A 20096-nucleotide genomic window follows, 5' to 3' on the forward strand; every position below is an offset into this window, starting at 1 on the left:
CGGAATCCCGGGACCGGGCCTTCGCCGTACTACCTACGCACCGCTCAGCTGTCGGCCGGGGCCGACTCCGCGGCGGACTTCTTGGACGCCGCCTTCTTCGCGGTCGTCTTCTTCGCCACGGTCTTCTTGGCCGCCGTCTTCTTGGCGGCCGCCTTCTTCGCGGGGGCCTTCTTGGCGGCCTTGCGGGCCGTCTTCTTGGCCGGGGCCGCCTCCTCGGCGACCTCCTCCGCGACGACGACCGGCTCGGCCACCGGGGCGGACTCGACCACGAGCACCGCGGCCTCCTGCGCGCCCGAGGGCGAACCGGCGGGCGCGGTGGCCTTACGGGTCACCCGGCGACGGGCACGCGGCGCGGCGGCGACGAGCGCCTCCTCGACGACGGGCTCGGCCACCACAGGCTCCGCGACCGGCTCGACCACGACGACCTCGGGCTCCGCCACCACGACCGGCTCGGCCGCGACCGGCGAGCCCGCCGGAGCGGTCGCCTTGCGGGTGGCCCGGCGACGGGTGCGCCCACGCGGCGCCTCGTCCTCGATGAACGACGCGACCGTGACGGCCTTCGGCTCCGGCTCGACCTCGGCCACGGGCTCCGCGACCGGCTCGGCCTCGACGACCGGCTCGGCGGCCCGGCGCGGCGCACCGGCCGGAGCCGACGCCTTGCGGGTCGCCCGGCGGCGAGAACGGCCACCACGGGCAGCGGCCTCCGCCTCGGCCGCGCTGCTGTACAGCTCCTCGTCCGGGACGAACTCGGGCTCGGCGAGCGCGACCGGAGTCGCGACCTCGGCCGCCACCTCCGCCTCGGTCTCGACGAACTCGCCCTCGGCCTCGGCCTCGACGACCTCGTGCTCGTGCGCCTCGTGGCCGTGCTCGTGCTCACCGGCGCCGCCCCGGCCGCGCTTCTTCGAGCGCTTGCCGTTGCCGCCGCCACCGACCGAGGTCGGCTGCTCCATGTGCACGATCACACCGCGCCCGTTGCAGTGGACGCAGGTCTCGGAGAACGACTCAAGCAGACCCTGGCCGACCCGCTTGCGGGTCATCTGGACCAGGCCGAGCGAGGTCACCTCGGCGACCTGGTGCTTCGTACGGTCGCGGCCCAGGCATTCGAGCAGGCGCCGCAGCACCAGGTCCCGGTTGGACTCCAGGACCATGTCGATGAAGTCGATGACGACGATGCCACCGAGGTCGCGCAGCCGCAGCTGGCGCACGATCTCCTCGGCCGCCTCCAGGTTGTTCCTGGTGACGGTCTCCTCCAGGTTGCCGCCCTGGCCGGTGAACTTGCCGGTGTTGACGTCGACGACGATCATCGCCTCGGTCTTGTCGATCACCAGCGAACCGCCACTGGGCAGCCAGACCTTGCGGTCCAGCGCCTTCATCAGCTGCTCGTCGATCCGGTACGTGGCGAAGACGTCGACCTCGGAGGTCCACTTCGACAGCCGGTCCGTGAGGTCCGGGGCGACGTGCGAGACGTAACCGTGGATGGTCTCCCACGCCTCGTCACCGCTGACGATGACCTTGGAGAAGTCCTCGTTGAAGATGTCGCGCACGACGCGGACGGTCATGTCCGGCTCGCCGTACAGCAGGCTCGGCGCGGAGGTCGAGATCTGCTTGGACTTCTTCTGGATGTCCTGCCACTGCGCCTGCAGACGCTCGACGTCGCGGCGCAGCTCGTCCTCGCTCGCGCCCTCGGCGGCGGTGCGCACGATGACGCCCGCGTCCTCGGGGACGATCTTCTTGAGGATGGTCTTCAGACGCGCGCGCTCGGTGTCGGGCAGCTTGCGGCTGATGCCGGTCATCGAGCCCTCGGGCACGTACACCAGGTAGCGGCCGGGCAGCGAGACCTGGCTGGTCAGGCGGGCGCCCTTGTGGCCGATCGGGTCCTTGGTGACCTGCACCAGGACCGACTGGCCGGACTTGAGCGCGGCCTCGATGCGGCGCGGACCGTTGGCCATGCCGAGCGCCTCGAAGTTGACCTCACCGGCGTACAGGACGGCGTTGCGGCCCTTGCCGATGTCGACGAAGGCGGCCTCCATCGACGGCAGCACGTTCTGGACCTTGCCCAGGTAGACGTTGCCGACGTACGAGGTGGCCTGCTCCTTGTTGACGTAGTGCTCGACGAGCACGTTGTCCTCAAGGACGCCGATCTGGGTGCGCTCGCCGCTCTGGCGGACGACCATCACGCGCTCGACGGCCTCGCGGCGCGCCAGGAACTCCGCCTCGGTGATGATCGGCACCCGGCGGCGGCCCTGCTCGCGCCCCTCGCGGCGGCGCTGCTTCTTGGCCTCCAGACGGGTCGAGCCCTTGATGGACTGCACCTCGTCGGACGGCTCGGCCTTCTCGCGGGCCGGGCGCGGCTCACGGACCTTGACGACCGTACGCTCCGGGTCGTCCCCGCCCGTACCGGCCTCGTGGTCGCCACCGTCACCGCTGCGGCGACGGCGCCGGCGACGGCGACGGCTGCTGCTGGTCCCGGCGGCGGACGGGGTGCCGTCGGCCTCCTCGTCCTCGTCCTCGTAGCCCTCGGCCTCGGCGGACTCCTCGGACTCCGCCTCCTCGGCGCCCTCTTCGCCCTCGCCACCGGCAGACTCGCCCCGGCGACGGCGGCGGCCACCACGGCGGCGGCGGCGCGAGGGACGGTCGTCCTCGTGCTCCTCGGCGGCCTCCTCGGCCTCCTCCTCGACCTCGGCCTCTTCGGCCTCGGCCACGGGGGCCTGCGGCTCGGGGGCGGCCTCGGCGGGCTCGCCGCGACGGCGGCGGCGACGGCGCGCGGGGCCCTGCGGCTCGGCCTGCTCGACGACGACGGCCTCCTCCTCGGCCTCCGTCTCGTCCTCGACCTCGACGACGGCGTGCGCGGCGGCGGCCGCGGCGGTCTCCGGGGTCTGGAACATCGGCTCGTGGAAGACCGGCGCCTGGAAGACGGCGACGGCGGGGCGGGTGGCGCGACGGCGCGACCGGCCGACCGGCGCCTCGGCGGCCTCCTCGGCCTGCGGCTCCTTCGCCGGGGCGGCCTCGGCGGCGGCCGGCGTGAACTGCGGCGCGGTGGCCTTACGGGTGGCACGGCGACGGGTGCGCCCACGCGGCGCCTCGTCCTCGACGGGCTCCTCGACGACGACCTCGGCCTCGACGACGGCCTCGGCCACGGGGGCCTCGACGATCTCCTCGGCGGCCTTGGGCGCACCGGCCGGAGCCGTGGCCTTACGGGTCGCACGGCGGCGGGTGCGGGCAGGCGCGGCGGGCTCCTCGGCGGCGGCCACGACAGCGGCCTCCTCGGCCGGGGAGGCGACCGGGTCCTCGGCGGCGACGGCGGCCGGCGCACCGAGGGCGCCCGGGGCCTCCTCGACGACCGGGGCACCGGCGGGCGCGGTGGCCTTACGGGTGGCACGGCGGCGGGTCCGGGCCGGGGCGGCCTCGACGACCGGCTCGGCCTCTTCCTCCTCGACGGCGACCGGGGCGGCCTCGACGACCTCCACGGCCTCCTCGGCGGCCTTGGGCGCACCGGCCGTAGCCGTGGCCTTACGGGTGGCACGACGGCGGGTACGCGCCGGAGCGGCGGGCTCGGCCTCTTCGGCTTCGGCCTCGGCATCGACGACCGGAGCGGCCTCGACGGCCTCGGGGGCCTGCTCGGCGGCGGGCGCGGTCACCTTGCGGGTGGCGCGGCGACGCGTCCGGGCGGGCGCGGCCTCCGGCTCGGCGTCAGCGGCAGCGGGCGCCTCGGCTTCGGCGGCCGGGGTCTCCTCGACCACGGGCGCACCCGCCGGAGCGGTGGCCTTACGGGTGGCGCGGCGGCGCGTACGCGCCGGAGCGGCCTCCGGCTCGGCGGCGGCAGCGGCTGCGGGGGGCTCGGCCACGGGGGCCGGCTCGGTCGTCGCCTCGGGGGCGTCGCCGGTGGCGGCACCCGGCGGACCGGCGGGCCGCGACGCCGCGCGGCGCCTGCGGCGCGGCGGCAGCGTGTCGCTGGGGCTGTTGTCGTCCCCGGTCACGCCGGGTTCGTTCTTCTCGTTCTCAAGCATGCGGGCGTAGCTCCCGTCACGCTCCCGGGCGCCGCGCCTTGGTCCGGTCCGGCGGCACGACCGCGTGATGTGCGCGGGTGCCGTCGTCCGGGGCGCGGGCGCCGCACGGGAGCTGTATGTCCGGCTCGCCGGTTCCGTCCGCGATGTACGCACGGCCTGGCGAAAGTCTCCTGGTCAGTGCGCGGCCCGACCCAGGTGGCTCCCGAGTACCAGGGCTGCGCTACAACGACTGCCCTTACGCGGCTGGACCTTCCGGCGCCGTCGCAGAGGTGGTCCCGGCGGCCTTGGGTGGAGCGGCCGGGGCTGCCTCGCGGTCGGGCGCGAGCGGGTCGGTCACCGTGCCGGACTCCTCGTCGAAGAGCCCCTGCGCCAGCCTGGTCACCGCTGCGGGGACCGGCGGCGCCAGGTCGGCCACAGCTCGGAGACCGGACAGGACGTCGTCGGGTCGCACGGCAGGTGTCAGGTGCCGTACCACCAGGCGCAGTATCGCACAGGGCTTGTCCACCGGCCTATCAGCCTGTGGAAGCGCCTGGAGCTCGACGACCGCGCCGCGCGTGTCGAAGGTGCGCATACCGTTCTTCGTCCGGCGCTGGACCTCGACGGTCTCGGCGGCCAGGAACGTCTCGACGGCCTTCTGGGCGTCGTCGACGGCCACGCCTTCGAGCCGCAGCTCCCAGACGGAGGCGGTCAGCCGGTCGGCGAGGCCGGAGGTGCGGGCCTCGACCGCGTCGGTGATGTCGAGCCCGGCGGGCAGCGACTCGTCGAGCAGCTCGCGCAGCGTCGCCGGGTCGCGGTGCTCGGTGAGCGCGATCTCCAGGTACTCGGCCTCGGAGCCGGTACCGGTGGGGGCCGCGTTCGCGTACGAGACCTTGGGGTGCGGGGTGAAGCCCGCCGAGTACGCCATGGGCACCTCGGCGCGGCGCAGCGCGCGCTCGAAGGCGCGCTGGAAGTCGCGGTGGCTGGTGAACCGGAGGCGGCCGCGCTTGGTGTAGCGCAGTCGGATGCGCTGCACCGCAGGTGCGGGCGGCGGGCCTTCGGGCTGTCGCTTGCCCAGTGGTTCTTCTCCTCGTGCGGGGCGGGCGCGGTGGGCGCCGCCCACCTGTCCTGTGGGGGCCCTCCGTCACAGCCCGCGCGCCGCCCGGCTCATCCCTCCGTTTTACGCAGGGAGATCTCGGGGGCGGGCACCGCGTCGGAGGCAGTAGTTGTACGACCCAGAGTACGCGCCGGATGCGGTACCGGTTCCCGGGGCGGCCCGCCCACCAGCGCCCGCCAGGCATCCGCGCGGGCCTGGCGCACGGTGTCCCGGGCCGAGGCGAGCGCCTCGCGCGCGGTGCGTCCGGCCGCGCCCAGCGCCCCGCGCGCGGCCCGTCCCGCGACGGCCGCGGCCCGGGCCGCCGGGGCCCACAGGGTGTCCCGCACCCAGTGCAGCACCGGCGCGCACAGGGTCCGCCACACCCAGCGCACGGGCCGCCCGACCAGCTGCCACCCGAGCCACTTCAGGCCGCGCCCGACGGCCCGCGAAACCTGCCCGGCGATCCGCCAGGCGTGCCCGAACGCCGCCCCGACCTCCCGCGCGACGACCGCGATCCCGCGTCCGACGGGCGTCAGTACCCGCCGCCAGAACCACCCGACAGGTACCACAATCAAGATCAAACCCACCCGAACGAGGGCGGTTCCGATCACGGACAGGACCACGCCGATGCCCCGCGCCACCCACGAGAGACCCGTCCACCCTCCGGCGGCGAGCCAGGCGACGCCGTGGCCCAGCGGAGTGAGGACGTACCGGTAGACCCAGTTCGCCGGAGCGGCCACGCCGTACCGCCACAGCGGCACTACCAGCCACCGCCACAGCCAAGCCACCGGCACGACCACCAACACCCGCCCCGTCCATGCCAGTCCACGGCCCAGATACGTGAGCGGGAGCACGATCAGCGTGTGGCCCAGCCAGGACAGCGCGCGGCCCAGGGGGCGCAGGGCCGTGCGGTGGAGGGCGCGGGCCGCGGCCGCCAGGACGTCCCAGATCATGCGGACCGGCACGACCAGGACCAGGACGACGATCCGTACGGGGATGCGGATCGCCACGGTCAGACAGCCCTCGGGCTGCCTCGGCGGCTGCTGCTGGAGTTCCATGAACGTCAAGACGCGGCAAAGGCCCCGCACCGTTGCGGTGCGGGGCCTTCCGTGATCGAGCGGTTACTTGACGACCGTCAGCGGGAGCAGCTTCTTGCCCGTGGGGCCGATCTGGATGCTGGTGTCCATCTGCGGGCAGACGCCACAGTCGAAGCACGGCGTCCAGCGGCAGTCCTCGACCTCGGTCTCGTCGAGCGAGTCCTGCCAGTCCTCCCAGAGCCAGTCCTTGTCCAGACCGGAGTCCAGGTGGTCCCAGGGCAGGACCTCCTCGTACGTGCGCTCACGCGTCGTGTACCAGTCGACGTCCACGCCGAACGACGGCAGCGTCTTCTCGGCGCTGGCCATCCACCGGTCGTACGAGAAGTGCTCGCGCCAGCCGTCGAAGCGGCCGCCGTCCTCGTAGACGGCGCGGATGACCGCGCCCACACGGCGGTCGCCGCGCGAGAGCAGGCCCTCGACGATGCCCGGCTTGCCGTCGTGGTAGCGGAAGCCGATCGAGCGGCCGTACTTCTTGTCGCCGCGGATCTTGTCGCGGAGCTTTTCGAGACGGGCGTCCGTCTCCTCGGCGCTCAGCTGCGGGGCCCACTGGAACGGGGTGTGCGGCTTGGGCACGAACCCGCCGATGGACACCGTGCAGCGGATGTCGTTCTGGCCCGAGACCTCACGGCCCTTGGCGATCACGTTGACCGCCATGTCGCCGATCTGGAGCACGTCCTCGTCGGTCTCGGTGGGCAGGCCGCACATGAAGTACAGCTTCACCTGGCGCCAGCCGTTGCCGTACGCGGTCGCGACCGTACGGATCAGGTCCTCTTCCGAGACCATCTTGTTGATGACCTTGCGCATGCGCTCGGAGCCGCCCTCGGGGGCGAACGTCAGACCCGAGCGACGGCCGTTGCGGGTCAGCTCGTTGGCGAGGTCGACGTTGAACGCGTCCACGCGGGTCGACGGCAGCGACAGGCCGATCTTGTCCTCGGTGTAGCGGTCCGCGAGGCCCTTCGCGATCTCACCGATCTCGGTGTGGTCGGCACTCGAAAGGGACAGCAGGCCGACCTCCTCGAAGCCCGTGGCCTTCAGGCCCTTGTCCACCATCTCGCCGATGCCGGTGATGCTTCGCTCCCGCACGGGGCGCGTGATCATGCCGGCCTGGCAGAAACGGCAGCCGCGGGTGCAGCCGCGGAAGATCTCCACGGACATGCGCTCGTGGACGGTCTCGGCGAGCGGGACCAGGGGCTGCTTGGGGTAGGGCCACTCGTCGAGGTCCATGACGGTGTGCTTGCTGACCCGCCACGGCACGCCCGACTTGTTCGGGACGACACGGCCGATGCGGCCGTCGGGCAGGTACTCCACGTCGTAGAAGGCCGGGACGTACACGCCACCGGTCTTCGCGAGGCGGAACAGGACCTCCTCGCGGCCGCCGGGACGGCCTTCGGCCTTCCACGCGCGGATGATCGTGGTCATGTCGAGCACGGCCTGCTCACCGTCGCCGATGACCGCGCAGTCGATGAAGTCCGCGATCGGCTCCGGGTTGAACGCCGCGTGGCCGCCCGCCAGGACGATCGGGTCGTCGATGCCGCGGTCCTTGGACTCCAGCGGGATGCCCGCCAGCTCCAGGGCCGTGAGCATGTTGGTGTAGCCGAGCTCGGTGGAGAAGCTGAGGCCGAAGACGTCGAACGCCTTGACCGGCCGGTGCGAGTCCACCGTGAACTGGGGCACCTGGTGCTCGCGCATCAGGGCTTCCATGTCGGGCCACACGCTGTACGTGCGCTCGGCGAGGACGCCCTCGCGCTCGTTCAGCACCTCGTAGAGGATCATGACGCCCTGGTTGGGCAGGCCCACCTCGTACGCGTCCGGGTACATGAGCGCCCAGCGGACGTCGCACTCCTCCCAGGGCTTGACGGTGGAGTTGAGCTCACCGCCGACGTACTGGATGGGCTTCTGCACATGCGGGAGCAGAGCTTCGAGCTGTGGGAAGACCGATTCGGCGGCAGTCATCTCGACGAACTTTCGTGAGCTGGCAGGGGGCGACTCTCTAGCGTAACCCGCTCGCGAGGCGCTCCTCGCCCGCCGGATCCTGCTCGGCTCAGGCCATGAGCCGCTCCCGCAGTACGGGCCGGGACGCCTTCGCCCACACCCCGGGCAGCTCCCGCTCGCGCTCGGCGGCCGTCGCGACCTCCTGCCCGTACAGCAGTCCCCAGGTGAACGCGGACTCGCCCGCCAGATGTGCCTGGACGGCCAGGCCGCGCAGGGCCTCGCGGGCCACCACGCTGTCCTGGTGGTCGCCCAGCACCGTCTGCACGGCCTTCATCCGCTTGGCGAACTTGTTCGCGGGCCCGCCGAGCGCCGGGGTGGCGGCCTCGGCGGCGTACCGGGCGCGCTTGGCGGCCTTGCGGGCGTCGTGCATCGCGAGGTCGCGCGGGATGCCGGGGCCGAGCGCGAGGGCGTGCTCTATGCGTCCGGCCAGCCGGTCGTAGTCCCTGATCACGGCCTTGGGCACGACGTCGGTGACCGGGCGGCGGGCGGCCGGGCGCAGCGGCGGGCCGTCGAGGAGGGCGTCGAGGGTGTCGAGCAGGACGAGGTAGCGCTTGCTGTCCAGGACGGCGATGGTCTTGCGGCGCGAGCCGCTGCGGCGGGCGACGGACCAGATGCGCAGCCGCCCGCGCACGGGACCGAGCAGCAGCGTGCGGGGCAGGGCCGCGATCCGGCTCTGGAGGCGTTCGGTGAGCACTTCCTGGTCCCGGTCCACCCCGAGCTCCGCCGCGAGCCACTTCAGCTCCTCGCCGACGGGGTCGGTGACGGTCCGGTCGAGGACTTTTCCGTACGACCGGAAGGCGCTGCGCAGACGGCGGGTGGCCACCCGCATCTGGTGCACGGAGTCGGGCAGATCGCGCCGGACCGCCGGGTCCAGGGCCACCAGGGCGTCGCGCTGGGCGCGGAGATAGTCGAGGACGTGCGTGCCGGCGGTGGGCTTCCCGCTCTCGCGGGTGTCTTCGGCCGGGTGGCCGAGGCCGGTCTCCGTCAGCGCCCTGGCCAGCTTGGACGCGCTCGCCGAGGGGTGCAGGCCCGCCTTGCGCAGGCGTTTCTCGACGCGATCGAGGAGGGCCGGGTCGACGTCGTCGGCGAGCTCGACCTCGATCTCGGTCCAGGAGGCGGTGGCCGGCCCGTCGGCTTCCGTCAGGCGCTCCGCCCGCACGGCGTCGACGCTCACCTCGGCGAGCAGGGCGCCGTCCTCGTCGAGCAGATGGCGTACGTCACGGGAGGACAACAGCCGTACCACGGGGGCGAGTTGGGTGTCGCGGACGCAGGAGCGCACCAGGGCGGCCAGTGCGCGCGGGACGGTCGGGGAGAGGGGGGCGCGGATCTCGTCGCGGATGCCGGTGGCGACCGGGAACTTCAGATGCCAGCCCGCGTCGTCGCCGCCCGTTCTGCGGCGCAGGGTGAGCGCGTGCGCGGCCAGGCGCAGGTCCGGGGTGTCGTAGTAGACGGCGTCCAGCTCCGCCACACCTTTGTCCACGACGGACGCGACGTCCGCGACCCTGGTCAGGTCGGGCAGGCGCACGTCGTCGCCGGTGGCTTCGTACTTCCGCTCGATCTCGCGCTTCGTCTCCGCCATGAATTGAATCTAGACGCGAAAACGGGCCCTGGGCAGAGCGCCGGACCGGCCATTGCGTCCGATCCGGCCCCCTTGTCGCCCAGGGCCCCGTATTACGCCGTTATCGGGCGCTGCACCCTGATCGACTGGAGCAGTCCGATCGCCACCCAGACCGCGAACATCGACGATCCTCCGTACGAGACGAACGGCAGCGGGATGCCGGCGACCGGCATGATGCCGAGCGTCATGCCGATGTTCTCGAAGGACTGGAAGGCGAACCAGGCGATGATGCCGGCCGCCACGATCGTGCCGTACAGCTCGGTCGTCTCGCGGGCGATGCGGCAGGCGCGCCACAGGACGATGCCGATCAGCACGATGATCAGGCCCGCGCCGACGAAGCCGAGCTCTTCTCCGGCGACCGTGAAGACGAAGTCCGTCTGCTGTTCGGGCACGAACTGGCCGGTGGTCTGCGAGCCCTTGAAAAGGCCGGTGCCGGTGAGGCCGCCGGAGCCGATCGCGATCCTGGCCTGGCTGGTGTTGTAGCCGACACCGGCCGGGTCGAGGTTGGGGTTGGCGAACGCGGCGAAGCGGTTGATCTGGTACTTGTCCAGTATCCCGAGCGAGGCGACCAGGACCGCGCCGACCACTCCGGCGCCGAGCAGTCCGAAGATCCAGCGGTTGGAGGCCCCGGAGGACAGCAGCACGCCGAGGATTATCACCACGATGACCATGGTGGAGCCGAGGTCGGGCATCAGCATGATGCAGCCGATCGGCACCATCGCGAGGCCGAGCGCCTTCATCACCGTGCGGTGGTCGGGGTGGGCCTGGTCGCCCGCGTCCACCCGGGCCGCGAGCAGCATCGCCATGCACAGGATGATGGCGATCTTCGCGAACTCGGAGGGCTGGAGGGAGAATCCGCCGCCGAGCACGATCCAGGAGTGCGCGCCGTTGACGGTGGCGCCGAGCGGCGAGAGCACCGCGAGCAGCATCAGGATGGCCAGCCCGTACAGGACCGGCACGGCGCCGCGCAGGGTGCGGTGGCCGAGCCAGATGGTGCCGGTCATCAGGCAGAGGCCGATGCCGGCGTTCATGGCGTGCCGGATCAGGAAGAAGTACGGGTCGCCCTGGTTGATGTAGGTGCGGTTGCGGGTGGCGGACCACACCAGGAGCGAGCCGATGAAGCAGAGCGCGAGCGCCGCGAGCAGCAGCGGCCAGTCGAGCCGGCGCAGCACGGAGTCGCGCGCGGTCATCCGGGCGAACGTGGAGCGCTGGGGGGCGTAGCGCTGGACGGAGAAGCCTGCCATGGCGCTAGTCCCTCCGGCCGTTGCGGTTGTCGGTGTTGGTGGCCGTGGTGTTCTGCTGCGGCTGTCCGGCGGGGGTCTGCTGCGGCTGCCCGTCGGGCGTCGGCTGGTCGGAGGCCTTGGGCGTCGGCCGCTCGTAGGCGGTGACGGTGGGCGCGTCGATCGAGCCGTCGGGCTGGATCTTGGGCAGGGACTGCTCGGGCTGCGGCAGCAGGGCCTTCTTGAGGTCCTGGTGGCCGGCGTCGTCGATGCCGTACATCGCCTCGTAGATCTTGCGCACGGCCTCACCGGAGGCGCCGGAACCCGTACCGGCCTGGGCGATGGTCATGACGACCGTGTAGTCCTTGGAGTACGTGGCCAGCCAGGAGGTCGTCTGCTTGCCGTAGACCTCGGCGGTGCCGGTCTTGGCGTGCAGCTCGATCTTGTCCTGCGGCCAGCCCTGGAACTTCCAGGCGGCGGTACCGGCGGTGACGACGCCCGCGAGCGCCTTGTTCATCCCGTCTAGGGTGTCCTGGGTGATCGGCAGCTTGCCGTTGACCTTCGGCTTGATCTCCTGGACGGTCTTGCCGTCGGCGCTGACGATCGCCTTGCCGATGGTCGGCGCGTGCATGGTGCCGCCGTTGGCGAGCGCCCCGTAGATCATGGCCTCCTGGATCGGGGTGACGAGGGTGTCGCCCTGGCCGATGGAGTAGTTGATCGAGTCGCCCTCGCGCATCTTGTTGCCTTCGAGGCAGTTCTCGTACGCGATCTTCTCGACGTAACTGCCGTCCTTCTTGCCGGACTTGCACCAGGCGTCCTTGTTGGCCGTCCAGTAGTTCTCCTTCCACTGGCGGTCCGGGACGCGGCCGGTGACCTCGTTGGGCAGGTCCACGCCGGTGGGCTTGCCGAGGCCGAACTGGTGGGCCGCCTTGTAGAAGTAGTCCTGCGGCTGGCCCTTCTTCGGGTTGATGCCGCCGTCCTTCTTCCACTCGTTGTCGGCGAGTCCGTAGAAGACGGTGTCGCAGGAGACCTCAAGCGCGCGGCCCAGCGAGATGGGGCCGAAGTTCTCGCCCTCGAAGTTCTTGAAGACCTGCCCGCCCACGGAGTACGAGCTGGTGCAGGGGTACCCGCCGTCCCACTTGTAGCCGGCCTCGACCGCGGCGGCCGTGGAGACCACCTTGAAGGTCGAGCCGGGTGCGGCCTGACCCTGTATGGCCCGGTTGAGCAGCGGGTAGTCGCTGTCCTTGCCGGTGAGCGCCTGGTAGTCCTTGCCGGAGATGCCGCCGACCCAGACGTTCGGGTCGTACGTCGGCGCGGACGCCATCGCGACGATCCGGCCGGTCTTGGCCTCCATCACGACGACCGCGCCGGAGTCCGCCTTGTAGTTCTCGTTGGTGATCTTGTCGAACTGGGTACGGGCGGCCTTCATCGCGTTGTCGAGCTCGTACTCGGCGACTCCCTGCACCCGTGCGTCTATCGACGTCACGATGTTCGCGCCGGGCTCGGCCTTGTCGCTCTGCGCCTGCCCGATGACCCGGCCGAGGTTGTCGACCTCGTACCGGGTGATCCCGGCCTTGCCGCGCAGCTGCTTGTCGTACGTGCGCTCAAGGCCCGAGCGGCCCACCATGTCGGAGCGCAGATACGGCGAGTCGGTGTTCTTCGCCTTGCCGATCTCGTCGTCGGTGACCGGCGAGAGATAGCCGAGCACCTGGGAGGTGTTGGCCTTGCCGGGCGAGGGGTAGCGGCGCACGGCGGTGGGGTCGGCGGAGATGCCGGGGAAGTCCTCGGAGCGCTCGCGGATCTGGAGCGCCTGCTGGGTGGTCGCCTTGTCGGTGACCGGGATCGGCTGGTACGGCGAGCCGTTCCAGCACGGCTTGGGCGTCTTGGCGTCGCAGAGCCGGATCTTGTCCATGACGTCCTGCGGCTTCATGCCGAGCACGCCCGCGAGCCGGGTCAGGACCGCCTTGCCCCGGTCGGGCATCTTGGTCAGGTCCGTACGGGAGGCGGAGACCACGAGCCGGGTCTCGTTGTCCGCGAGCGGCACTCCGCGCGCGTCCAGGATCGCGCCGCGCACGGCGGGCTGGACGACCTGCTGGACGTGGTTGTTCTTGGCCTCGTCGGTGTACTCCTGGCCGTTGCGGATCTGGAGGTACCACAGCCGCCCGCCGAGCGTGAGCAGGAGGGAGAAGACCAGGACCTGGATGATGATGAGCCGGATCTGCACCCGGGGGGTGCGGCCCGTCTCGGGGATGTTGCTCACGCCGTGGCCCCCTGGTTCACAGTCGCTTGACGCCCTTGATGCGGCCGGCCCGGGCCGCGCGGTTGCGGGCGGCCTTGACGCGCAGGCCGCCGCGCTGGTTGCCGATCCGAAGTCCCGTGCCGCCGGAGAGCCAGCCGGAGGTGATGGAGCTGCTCTTGGCCGGGCCGCCGGACGTCTCCGCGAGCGGATCGTTCTCGGCGCGTCTGGCCAGGGCCATGATCAGCGGCACGGTGAACGGCGCGAGCAGCAGGTCGTACACGGCGGCCGTGAACATCAGGTTCACCAGGCCGACATGGCGGGCCGCGGTGTCACCGACGAGCGCGCCCACACCCGCGTACAGCAGGGTGGAGCCGATGGCCGAGCAGACCACCACGACCATGGGCCCGGTCGCCGAGCGCAGCCTTCCGTGGTCGGGCTTGGCGAGCCCGGCGGCGTAGCCGACCAGGCACAGGACCAGCGCGTACCGGCCGGCCGCGTGGTCGGCGGGCGGCGCGAGGTCGGAGAGCAGCCCGGCGGCGAAGCCGACGAAGGCGCCGCCGAGATGCCCGTACACGAGAGCGAGGCCCACGACGGTGAGCAGCACCAGGTCCGGGACCGCGCCCGGCAGTTGGAGCCGCGCGAGCACGCTCACCTGGACGACGAGGGCGACGACGATGAGGGCGGAGGACAGCACGACCCTGTTGATGCGCATCTGGATCAGCTCCTACCGGCCGCGGTTGTCTACGGCGTTGTTCGCGTTCGCGTTGCCGTTCGGATCCCCGTTGGGTTTCGGGTTGGCGTTCCCGTTCTGGGGCGCGTTCCCGTTCGGGTTGGTCTCACCCGCCGCGTTGTTCGGGTTCGCGTTGCCGGTCGGCGACGGGGTGACCGTCACGGTGACGGTCGGTGTCGGGGTCGGCTTGGGCTTGGCGGGCAGCACCTCGTCGCGCGGGTCGGTGCGCGGGGCCTGGACGACGATGCCGACGATGTCGAGCTTGGTGAACCCGACGTACGGACGTACGTAGATGGTCCGGGTCAGGTCGCCGCCCGAGGGGTCGACCTTGACGACCTCGCCGACCGGGACGCCCGGTACGAACGGCTTGTCGGACTGCGAGCCGAAGGTGACCAGGCGGTCGCCCGCCTTGACCTTGGCCTTGCCGTTGAGCAGCTGCACCGAAAGCGGCCGGTCGCCCTGGCCGGTGGCGAAGCCCAGCTCGTCGCTGTTCTCCATCCGGGTGCCGACCGTGAAGTCCGGGTCGTTGGCGAGCAGGACGGTCGCGGTGGACGGGCCGACGGTGGTGACCCGGCCGACCAGGCCCTCCCCGTTCAGCACGGTCATGTCACGCTTGATGCCGTCGCGCGAGCCCGCGTCGATGGTGACGGTCCAGGAGAAGCCCTGGGCCGCTCCTATCCCGATGACCTGCGCGGCCTTGATGCCGTACTGGCCTTCACCGGCGGTCTTCATCATCGCGTCGAGCTGGTTCAGGCGCGAGCGGTTGCGGGCGTCGCTGCCGAGCTTCTGCTTCAGCGCCTCGTTCTCGCGCTGGAGGTCGGCGATCTTGTTGTGCCGCTCCCCCGAGTCGCGCACCGCGCCGATGGCGTTGCCCACCGGATCGACGGCGGCTGCCATGCCGTTCTCCACCGGCCCGAACACCGTGGCGCCGACCTGCCGGGCGCCGTCCATCGGCGAATGCTCCCCACCATGGATGTCGACCGTGATCAGCGCGAACGCTACAACGATCAGCAGCACCAGGAGCAGCCGACTCTCTCGTGTGTCCCTCACGTGCGGCGGCCGTGCCTTCCTCGTCGGAATCTGTTCGATCTGTATATCAACGATCCGCCGTACGGGTTGGCAGTGGCCCGTACGGGCGGTCCCCCCGGGCCACTGGGTGACCCGGGGGGACGACGGTTTTGGGCGCTTATCGGCGCGGCTGGGCGTCCAGGACCTGCTGCAGGGCCTCGAACTCCTCGACGCACTTGCCGGATCCCAGAGCGACCGAATCCAGCGGGTCCTCGGCGATGTGGATCGGCATGCCGGTCTCGCGGCGCAGCCGCTCGTCCAGGCCGCGCAGCAGGGCGCCGCCGCCGGTCAGCACGATGCCGCGGTCCATGATGTCGCCGGAGAGCTCGGGCGGGCACTTGTCGAGCGTCGTCTTCACGGCGTCGACGATCGCGTTGACCGGCTCCTCGATGGCCTTGCGCACCTCGGCGGCCGAGATGACCACGGTCTTGGGCAGGCCCGAGACGAGGTCGCGGCCGCGGATCTCGGTGTGCTCGTCCTTGTCGAGGTCGTACGCGGAGCCGATGGTGATCTTGATCTGCTCGGCGGTGCGCTCGCCGAGGAGGAGGCTGTACTCCTTCTTGATGTGCTGGATGATCGCGTTGTCCAGCTCGTCGCCGGCGACGCGGATGGACTGCGCCGTGACGATTCCGCCGAGCGAGATCACCGCGACCTCGGTGGTGCCGCCGCCGATGTCGACGACCATGTTGCCGGTCGCCTCGTGGACGGGCAGACCAGAGCCGATGGCCGCGGCCATGGGCTCCTCGATGATGTGCACCTGACGGGCGCCGGCCTGCGAGGAGGCCTCGATGACGGCGCGGCGCTCGACTCCGGTGATGCCGGAGGGCACACAGACGACGACACGCGGGCGGGCCAGGTAACGACGCTTGTGGATCTTCAGGATGAAGTAGCGGAGCATCCGCTCCGTGATCTCGAAGTCGGCGATGACGCCGTCCTTCAGCGGTCGTACGGCCACGATGTTGCCCGGCGTACGACCGATCATCTTCTTCGCCTCGGCGCCGACCGCCAGGATGCCGCCGGTGTTGGTGTTGATGGCGACGACGGACGGCTCGTTCAGGACGATTCCGCGGCCCCTGACGTACACCAGCGTGTTGGCGGTCCCGAGGTCGACAGCCATGTCACGGCCGATGAACGACATGTTGTTGCTCCCCATGAGGATGCGTCCGGCCTTCCCTAATCGAGCGTTGACGGCTTTTTAGGTCGGCGAGGTGGGTGCTGTGGGCGTGAGGCTCCATCGTAGTGCCGCCTGCACGGACACGGCGCGTTGGTCCACCTCTAGTAATGGTGACGATGTGTCGGAGCGATGAGTTCCCGATGTGGCCGTGCATATGCCGAAGGGCGACCGAAATTCCTTCGGTCGCCCCAGGTCATGAGCGCTATATGGCTGACACCCGGTCAAGAAACGGGTGCCTCGGGGAAGACTCAGACCAGACCCGGGAAGAAGAGCTTCAGCTCCCGCTCGGCGGACTCCTCGGAGTCCGAGGCGTGGATGAGGTTCTCCCGCACGATGGTGCCGAAGTCGCCCCGGATGGAGCCGGGGGCGGCGGCGATCGGGTCGGTGGGACCCGCCAGCTGGCGTACGCCCTCGATGGCCCGCTCGCCCTCGACGACCAGGACGACGACGGGACCGGAGGCCATGAAGCCCATCAGGGGCTCGTAGAAGGGCTTGCCCTTGTGCTCGCCGTAGTGCTGCTCCAGGGTCTCCTGGTCCAGGGTGCGCAGCTCCATCGCCGGGATGGTCCAGCCGGCCTTGCGCTCGATACGGCCGATGACCTCGCCGATCAGGCCGCGACGGACGGCGTCGGGCTTGAGGATGACGAGAGTGCGCTGGGTCATGGTGTACGGCTCCTTGCAGGCATACGTGTGCGGTGAGGCGAGGCTACCGGGTGCGTCCGAACGAACGGCACCCGGCACCGACACCCCCTGTTCACCCGGCCTGGGGAGCCTCCGCCTCGGCCTGCGCCGCGAAGCGGGCCTTCGCCTCGTCGACCTTGCGGCCGAAATGGATCGAGGCCCACCACAGACCGGCGAAGACCGCGCCCAGGAAGAACATGTGCGGGACGACGAAGCCGCTCGCGATCAGCGCGATCTGCAGCGCCCAGCCCAGCTGGATGCCGCCCGGACGGGTCAGCATCCCGCACAGGAGCAGCGAGAACAGCATGCAGATGCCGCTGATCGTCCAGACGGTGGTGACCGTCAGGTCCGGGTCCTTCATCGCGACCAGGCCGGCGAAACCGATCACGAAGAATTCACCGATGAGGGTGGAAGCGCAGAGCGTACGCATCGGGTGTCAGCCCCTCCCCAGGAGCAGCCGGGCCTCGCCGACCGTGATCACGGAACCGGTGACGAGGACTCCCGCACCGGCGTACTCGTCCTCTTCCTCGGCCAGCGTGATCGCCGCCTCCAGGGCGTCGTCCAGGCGCGGCTCGACGACCACGCGCTCGTCGCCGAAGACCTCGACGGCGATCGCGGCCAGCTCGTCGACGTCCATCGAGCGGTGGCTGGAGTTCGCGGTGACCACGACCTCCGCGAAGACCGGCTCGAAGGCTTCGAGCAGTCCCTTCACGTCCTTGTCGGCGCTGGCCGCGACCACACCGATGAGCCGCGAGAAGCCGAACGCCTCGGTCAGGCCCTCGGCCGTGGCGAGCGCGCCCGCCGGGTTGTGGGCGGCGTCCAGGACGACGGTCGGCGAGCGGCGCACGACCTCCAGGCGGCCCGGCGAGACCACGGAGGCGAACGCCTTGCGGATGGTGTCGACGTCGAGCGGCCGGGCGTGCTCCGAGCCGATGCCGAAGAACGCCTCGACGGCGGCGAGCGCCACCGCCGCGTTGTGCGCCTGGTGGGCGCCGTACAGCGGAAGGAAGATCTCCTCGTACTCGCCGCCCAGGCCCCGCAGGGTCAGCAGCTGGCCGCCGACCGCGACCTCGCGCGCGACGATGCCGAACTCCATGCCCTCGCGGGCCACGGTCGCGTCCGCCTCGACGGCCTTCTTCAGCATCACCTGGGCCGCGTCGACCGGCTGCTGGGCGAGGATGACGGTCGCGCCCTGCTTGATGATCCCGGACTTCTCGACGGCGATCTCGGCGGGCGTGGAGCCGAGGCGGTCGGTGTGGTCGAGCGAGATGGGGGTGACGACGGCGACCGAGGCGTCGATGACGTTCGTCGCGTCCCAGCTGCCGCCCATGCCGACCTCGACGACGGCCACGTCCACGGGCGTGTCCGCGAACGCCGCGTACGCCATCCCGGTCAGCACCTCGAAGAAGGAGAGCCGGTACTCCTCCTTGGCGTCGACCATCTCCACGTACGGCTTGATGTCCTCGTACGTCTCGATGAAGCGCTCGGCCGTGATCGGCGCGCCGTCCAGGCTGATGCGCTCGGTGATCGACTGGACGTGGGGCGAGGTGTAGCGCCCGGTGCGCAGGTCGAAGGCGCCGAGCAGCGCCTCGACCATACGGGCCGTCGAGGTCTTGCCGTTGGTGCCGGTGATGTGGATCGAGGGGTACGCCCGCTGGGGCTCGCCGAGCACGTCCATCAGCGCGGAGATACGCGCGACCGACGGCTCCAGCTTGGTCTCGCCCCAGCGCGTCGCCAGCTCCGTCTCGACCGCGCGCAGCGCCTTGTCGACCTCCGGGTCGGCGGGCCGCGCGGGCACGGGGTCGGCCTGCGGCGCTCCGCCGTGCGTCCGCAGGGTGCGGCTGCCGGCCTCGATCACCGCCAGGTCGGGGTCGCGATTCGTCTCGGCCTCGACGATGTCATCGAAGTGGTCGTCGGGGCTGCTGCTGTGGTCGGGCTGCTCGGTCACGCACCCAGTCTACGGAGGGGCACCGACAGGACCCCGGACCCGCCCCCGTCGGCCTTACGCCGTGCCCGACGGCAGCGTCGCCTCGACCTCGTACGTCGTCGGGGTGCGCCGCGTCGTCAGCGCGCCGCCCATGCTCTCCACCCGTTCGCGCATGGAGAACGTGCCCGTCCCGGAGGAGACGGGTGCCGTGGCCGGTACGGCGGAGGGCAGGCCGTTGCGTACCCGTACGCACAGCTCACCGCCGCGTACCGCGATCACGACCGAGACGCCCTCTCCCCCGGCGTGCTTGACCGCGTTGGTGAGGCATTCCTGCACCACCCGGTACACCGCCGCCTGGCGCAGCGGCGAGAGGCCGTAGGCGCGCTCGGCCACGTCCAGTTCCACCGGGGTCCCGGCGCGGCGGGTCTGGGAGGCGAGTTCCGTCAGCCCCTCCAGGCCCGGTGTCGCGGTGCGTTCGTCCGCCCGCTGCACGATGATCTCGTTGAGCATGTGGTGGGCGCGGCGCGCGGTCTCGGCCAGGGAGTCGAAGTCCTGCTCATGGGGGCCGCCGCGGGCCCTGCGCGCGCGTACCTCCGCCGTCACCGCCAGCATCGTCAGCTCGCGCCCGACCATGTCGTGGACGTCCCGCGCCACCGACGCCCGCTCGGCCTGCACGGCGTGCAGCGCCTGCACCTCGCGTACGAGGTCCTGGCGGTAGGTGGCCACACCGACCGCCGCCGACAGCACCCCCACCGGCACCACGATGCTCAGGAACGACGTCAGCGTCTCCGACCGGTGCTCGGGCCAGCCCGGCGCGAGGTAGAGCGTGCACGCCACCGCCACGTACAGCACGGTGGACACCACGGCGGTGCGGCGGCCCCGGAAGCGGCCGAGCGAATAGAGCGCGAACTGGATCAGGGTGAGCTGGTGCAGCCAGCCCATGAAGACCAGGGCGGCCACATACGGGATCCACGGCCAGCGCCGGCGCAGCAGCAGCGTGGCCGAGCCCGCCGCGAGCACGGGCGGCACGGTGGCGCTGTTGAGCGAGTTGTCCGCCGCCGCGAGGCCCGGGATGTCGATGAGCAGGAGCGCGAACGCGGTCACCGCGATCACCACGTCCAGGGCTCGCTCGTCGCCCAGCGCGCGCCGCAGCGCGGAGGCGGGGGACGAGGCGAACATGCTCTCCATCATCCAAGGTCTTTGGGCCCTTGTTGGCTGACTTTCGACCCTAATCGAGGGTGAATTGAGTGATTTGCCCCACGCGTACCTATC

The 20096-nt window shown here is 71.3% G+C and carries 14 protein-coding genes; all 14 read right to left on the reverse strand.

Annotated features, from left to right (window positions below):
* Window positions 1-44: 44 nt before the first annotated feature.
* On the reverse strand, window positions 45-4007 hold the full coding sequence (locus BG418_RS34945) for an Rne/Rng family ribonuclease (RefSeq protein ID WP_188278074.1): 3963 nt from the start codon (window positions 4005-4007) through the stop codon (window positions 45-47).
* 235 nt (window positions 4008-4242) lie between these two features.
* Complete coding sequence (locus BG418_RS34950; RefSeq protein ID WP_188278075.1) at window positions 4243-5019, reverse strand: TIGR03936 family radical SAM-associated protein; 777 nt, start codon at window positions 5017-5019, stop codon at window positions 4243-4245.
* Between the two features lie 131 nt (window positions 5020-5150).
* Window positions 5151-6137, reverse strand: coding sequence for a hypothetical protein (locus tag BG418_RS34955; RefSeq protein ID WP_188278076.1), 987 nt, complete (start codon window positions 6135-6137; stop codon window positions 5151-5153).
* Window positions 6138-6200: 63 nt separating this feature from the next.
* Window positions 6201-8129 carry a TIGR03960 family B12-binding radical SAM protein gene (locus BG418_RS34960; protein WP_188278077.1) on the reverse strand — a complete coding sequence of 643 codons (1929 nt, stop codon included), beginning with the start codon at window positions 8127-8129 and terminating at the stop codon, window positions 6201-6203.
* An 88-nt stretch (window positions 8130-8217) separates the two neighbouring features.
* Window positions 8218-9747, reverse strand: coding sequence for a CYTH and CHAD domain-containing protein (locus tag BG418_RS34965; protein WP_188278078.1), 1530 nt, complete (start codon window positions 9745-9747; stop codon window positions 8218-8220).
* A 92-nt stretch (window positions 9748-9839) separates the two neighbouring features.
* The gene (rodA, locus tag BG418_RS34970; protein WP_188278079.1) at window positions 9840-11030 is read right to left on the reverse strand and encodes a rod shape-determining protein RodA; all 1191 of its coding nucleotides are present in this window, start codon (window positions 11028-11030) and stop codon (window positions 9840-9842) included.
* A gap of 4 nt (window positions 11031-11034) precedes the next feature.
* Entirely contained in the window at window positions 11035-13266 is a 2232-nt protein-coding gene (gene mrdA, locus BG418_RS34975; RefSeq protein WP_188278080.1) for a penicillin-binding protein 2, read from the reverse strand.
* Between the two features lie 16 nt (window positions 13267-13282).
* Window positions 13283-13957 carry a rod shape-determining protein MreD gene (mreD, locus tag BG418_RS34980; protein WP_188278081.1) on the reverse strand — a complete coding sequence of 225 codons (675 nt, stop codon included), beginning with the start codon at window positions 13955-13957 and terminating at the stop codon, window positions 13283-13285.
* A 12-nt stretch (window positions 13958-13969) separates the two neighbouring features.
* Window positions 13970-15025, reverse strand: coding sequence for a rod shape-determining protein MreC (gene mreC, locus BG418_RS34985; protein ID WP_188278082.1), 1056 nt, complete (start codon window positions 15023-15025; stop codon window positions 13970-13972).
* A gap of 136 nt (window positions 15026-15161) precedes the next feature.
* On the reverse strand, window positions 15162-16181 hold the full coding sequence (locus BG418_RS34990; RefSeq protein WP_188278344.1) for a rod shape-determining protein: 1020 nt from the start codon (window positions 16179-16181) through the stop codon (window positions 15162-15164).
* A gap of 284 nt (window positions 16182-16465) precedes the next feature.
* Complete coding sequence (gene ndk / locus BG418_RS34995) at window positions 16466-16879, reverse strand: nucleoside-diphosphate kinase (protein ID WP_188278083.1); 414 nt, start codon at window positions 16877-16879, stop codon at window positions 16466-16468.
* 91 nt (window positions 16880-16970) lie between these two features.
* Window positions 16971-17327 carry a DUF4233 domain-containing protein gene (locus tag BG418_RS35000; protein ID WP_188278084.1) on the reverse strand — a complete coding sequence of 119 codons (357 nt, stop codon included), beginning with the start codon at window positions 17325-17327 and terminating at the stop codon, window positions 16971-16973.
* A gap of 6 nt (window positions 17328-17333) precedes the next feature.
* Window positions 17334-18845 carry a glutamate ligase domain-containing protein gene (locus tag BG418_RS35005; RefSeq protein ID WP_188278085.1) on the reverse strand — a complete coding sequence of 504 codons (1512 nt, stop codon included), beginning with the start codon at window positions 18843-18845 and terminating at the stop codon, window positions 17334-17336.
* A 54-nt stretch (window positions 18846-18899) separates the two neighbouring features.
* The gene (locus BG418_RS35010; protein ID WP_188278086.1) at window positions 18900-20003 is read right to left on the reverse strand and encodes a sensor histidine kinase; all 1104 of its coding nucleotides are present in this window, start codon (window positions 20001-20003) and stop codon (window positions 18900-18902) included.
* Window positions 20004-20096: the final 93 nt, after the last annotated feature.

The organism is Streptomyces sp. CBMA152, assembly GCF_014596475.1.
In the GTDB taxonomy this organism is placed as follows: Bacteria; Actinomycetota; Actinomycetes; order Streptomycetales; family Streptomycetaceae; genus Streptomyces.

Coding starts and splice junctions, on each gene's coding strand:
- BG418_RS34945 (WP_188278074.1), bottom strand. CDS start 4,007: ATGCTTGAGAACGAGAAGAACGAACCCGGCGTGACCGGGGACGACAAC.
- BG418_RS34955 (WP_188278076.1), bottom strand. CDS start 6,137: ATGGAACTCCAGCAGCAGCCGCCGAGGCAGCCCGAGGGCTGTCTGACC.
- BG418_RS34960 (WP_188278077.1), bottom strand. CDS start 8,129: ATGACTGCCGCCGAATCGGTCTTCCCACAGCTCGAAGCTCTGCTCCCG.
- BG418_RS34965 (WP_188278078.1), bottom strand. CDS start 9,747: ATGGCGGAGACGAAGCGCGAGATCGAGCGGAAGTACGAAGCCACCGGC.
- rodA (WP_188278079.1), bottom strand. CDS start 11,030: ATGGCAGGCTTCTCCGTCCAGCGCTACGCCCCCCAGCGCTCCACGTTC.
- mreD (WP_188278081.1), bottom strand. CDS start 13,957: ATGCGCATCAACAGGGTCGTGCTGTCCTCCGCCCTCATCGTCGTCGCC.
- BG418_RS34990 (WP_188278344.1), bottom strand. CDS start 16,181: ATGTCGTTCATCGGCCGTGACATGGCTGTCGACCTCGGGACCGCCAAC.
- ndk (WP_188278083.1), bottom strand. CDS start 16,879: ATGACCCAGCGCACTCTCGTCATCCTCAAGCCCGACGCCGTCCGTCGC.
- BG418_RS35000 (WP_188278084.1), bottom strand. CDS start 17,327: ATGCGTACGCTCTGCGCTTCCACCCTCATCGGTGAATTCTTCGTGATC.
- BG418_RS35010 (WP_188278086.1), bottom strand. CDS start 20,003: ATGTTCGCCTCGTCCCCCGCCTCCGCGCTGCGGCGCGCGCTGGGCGAC.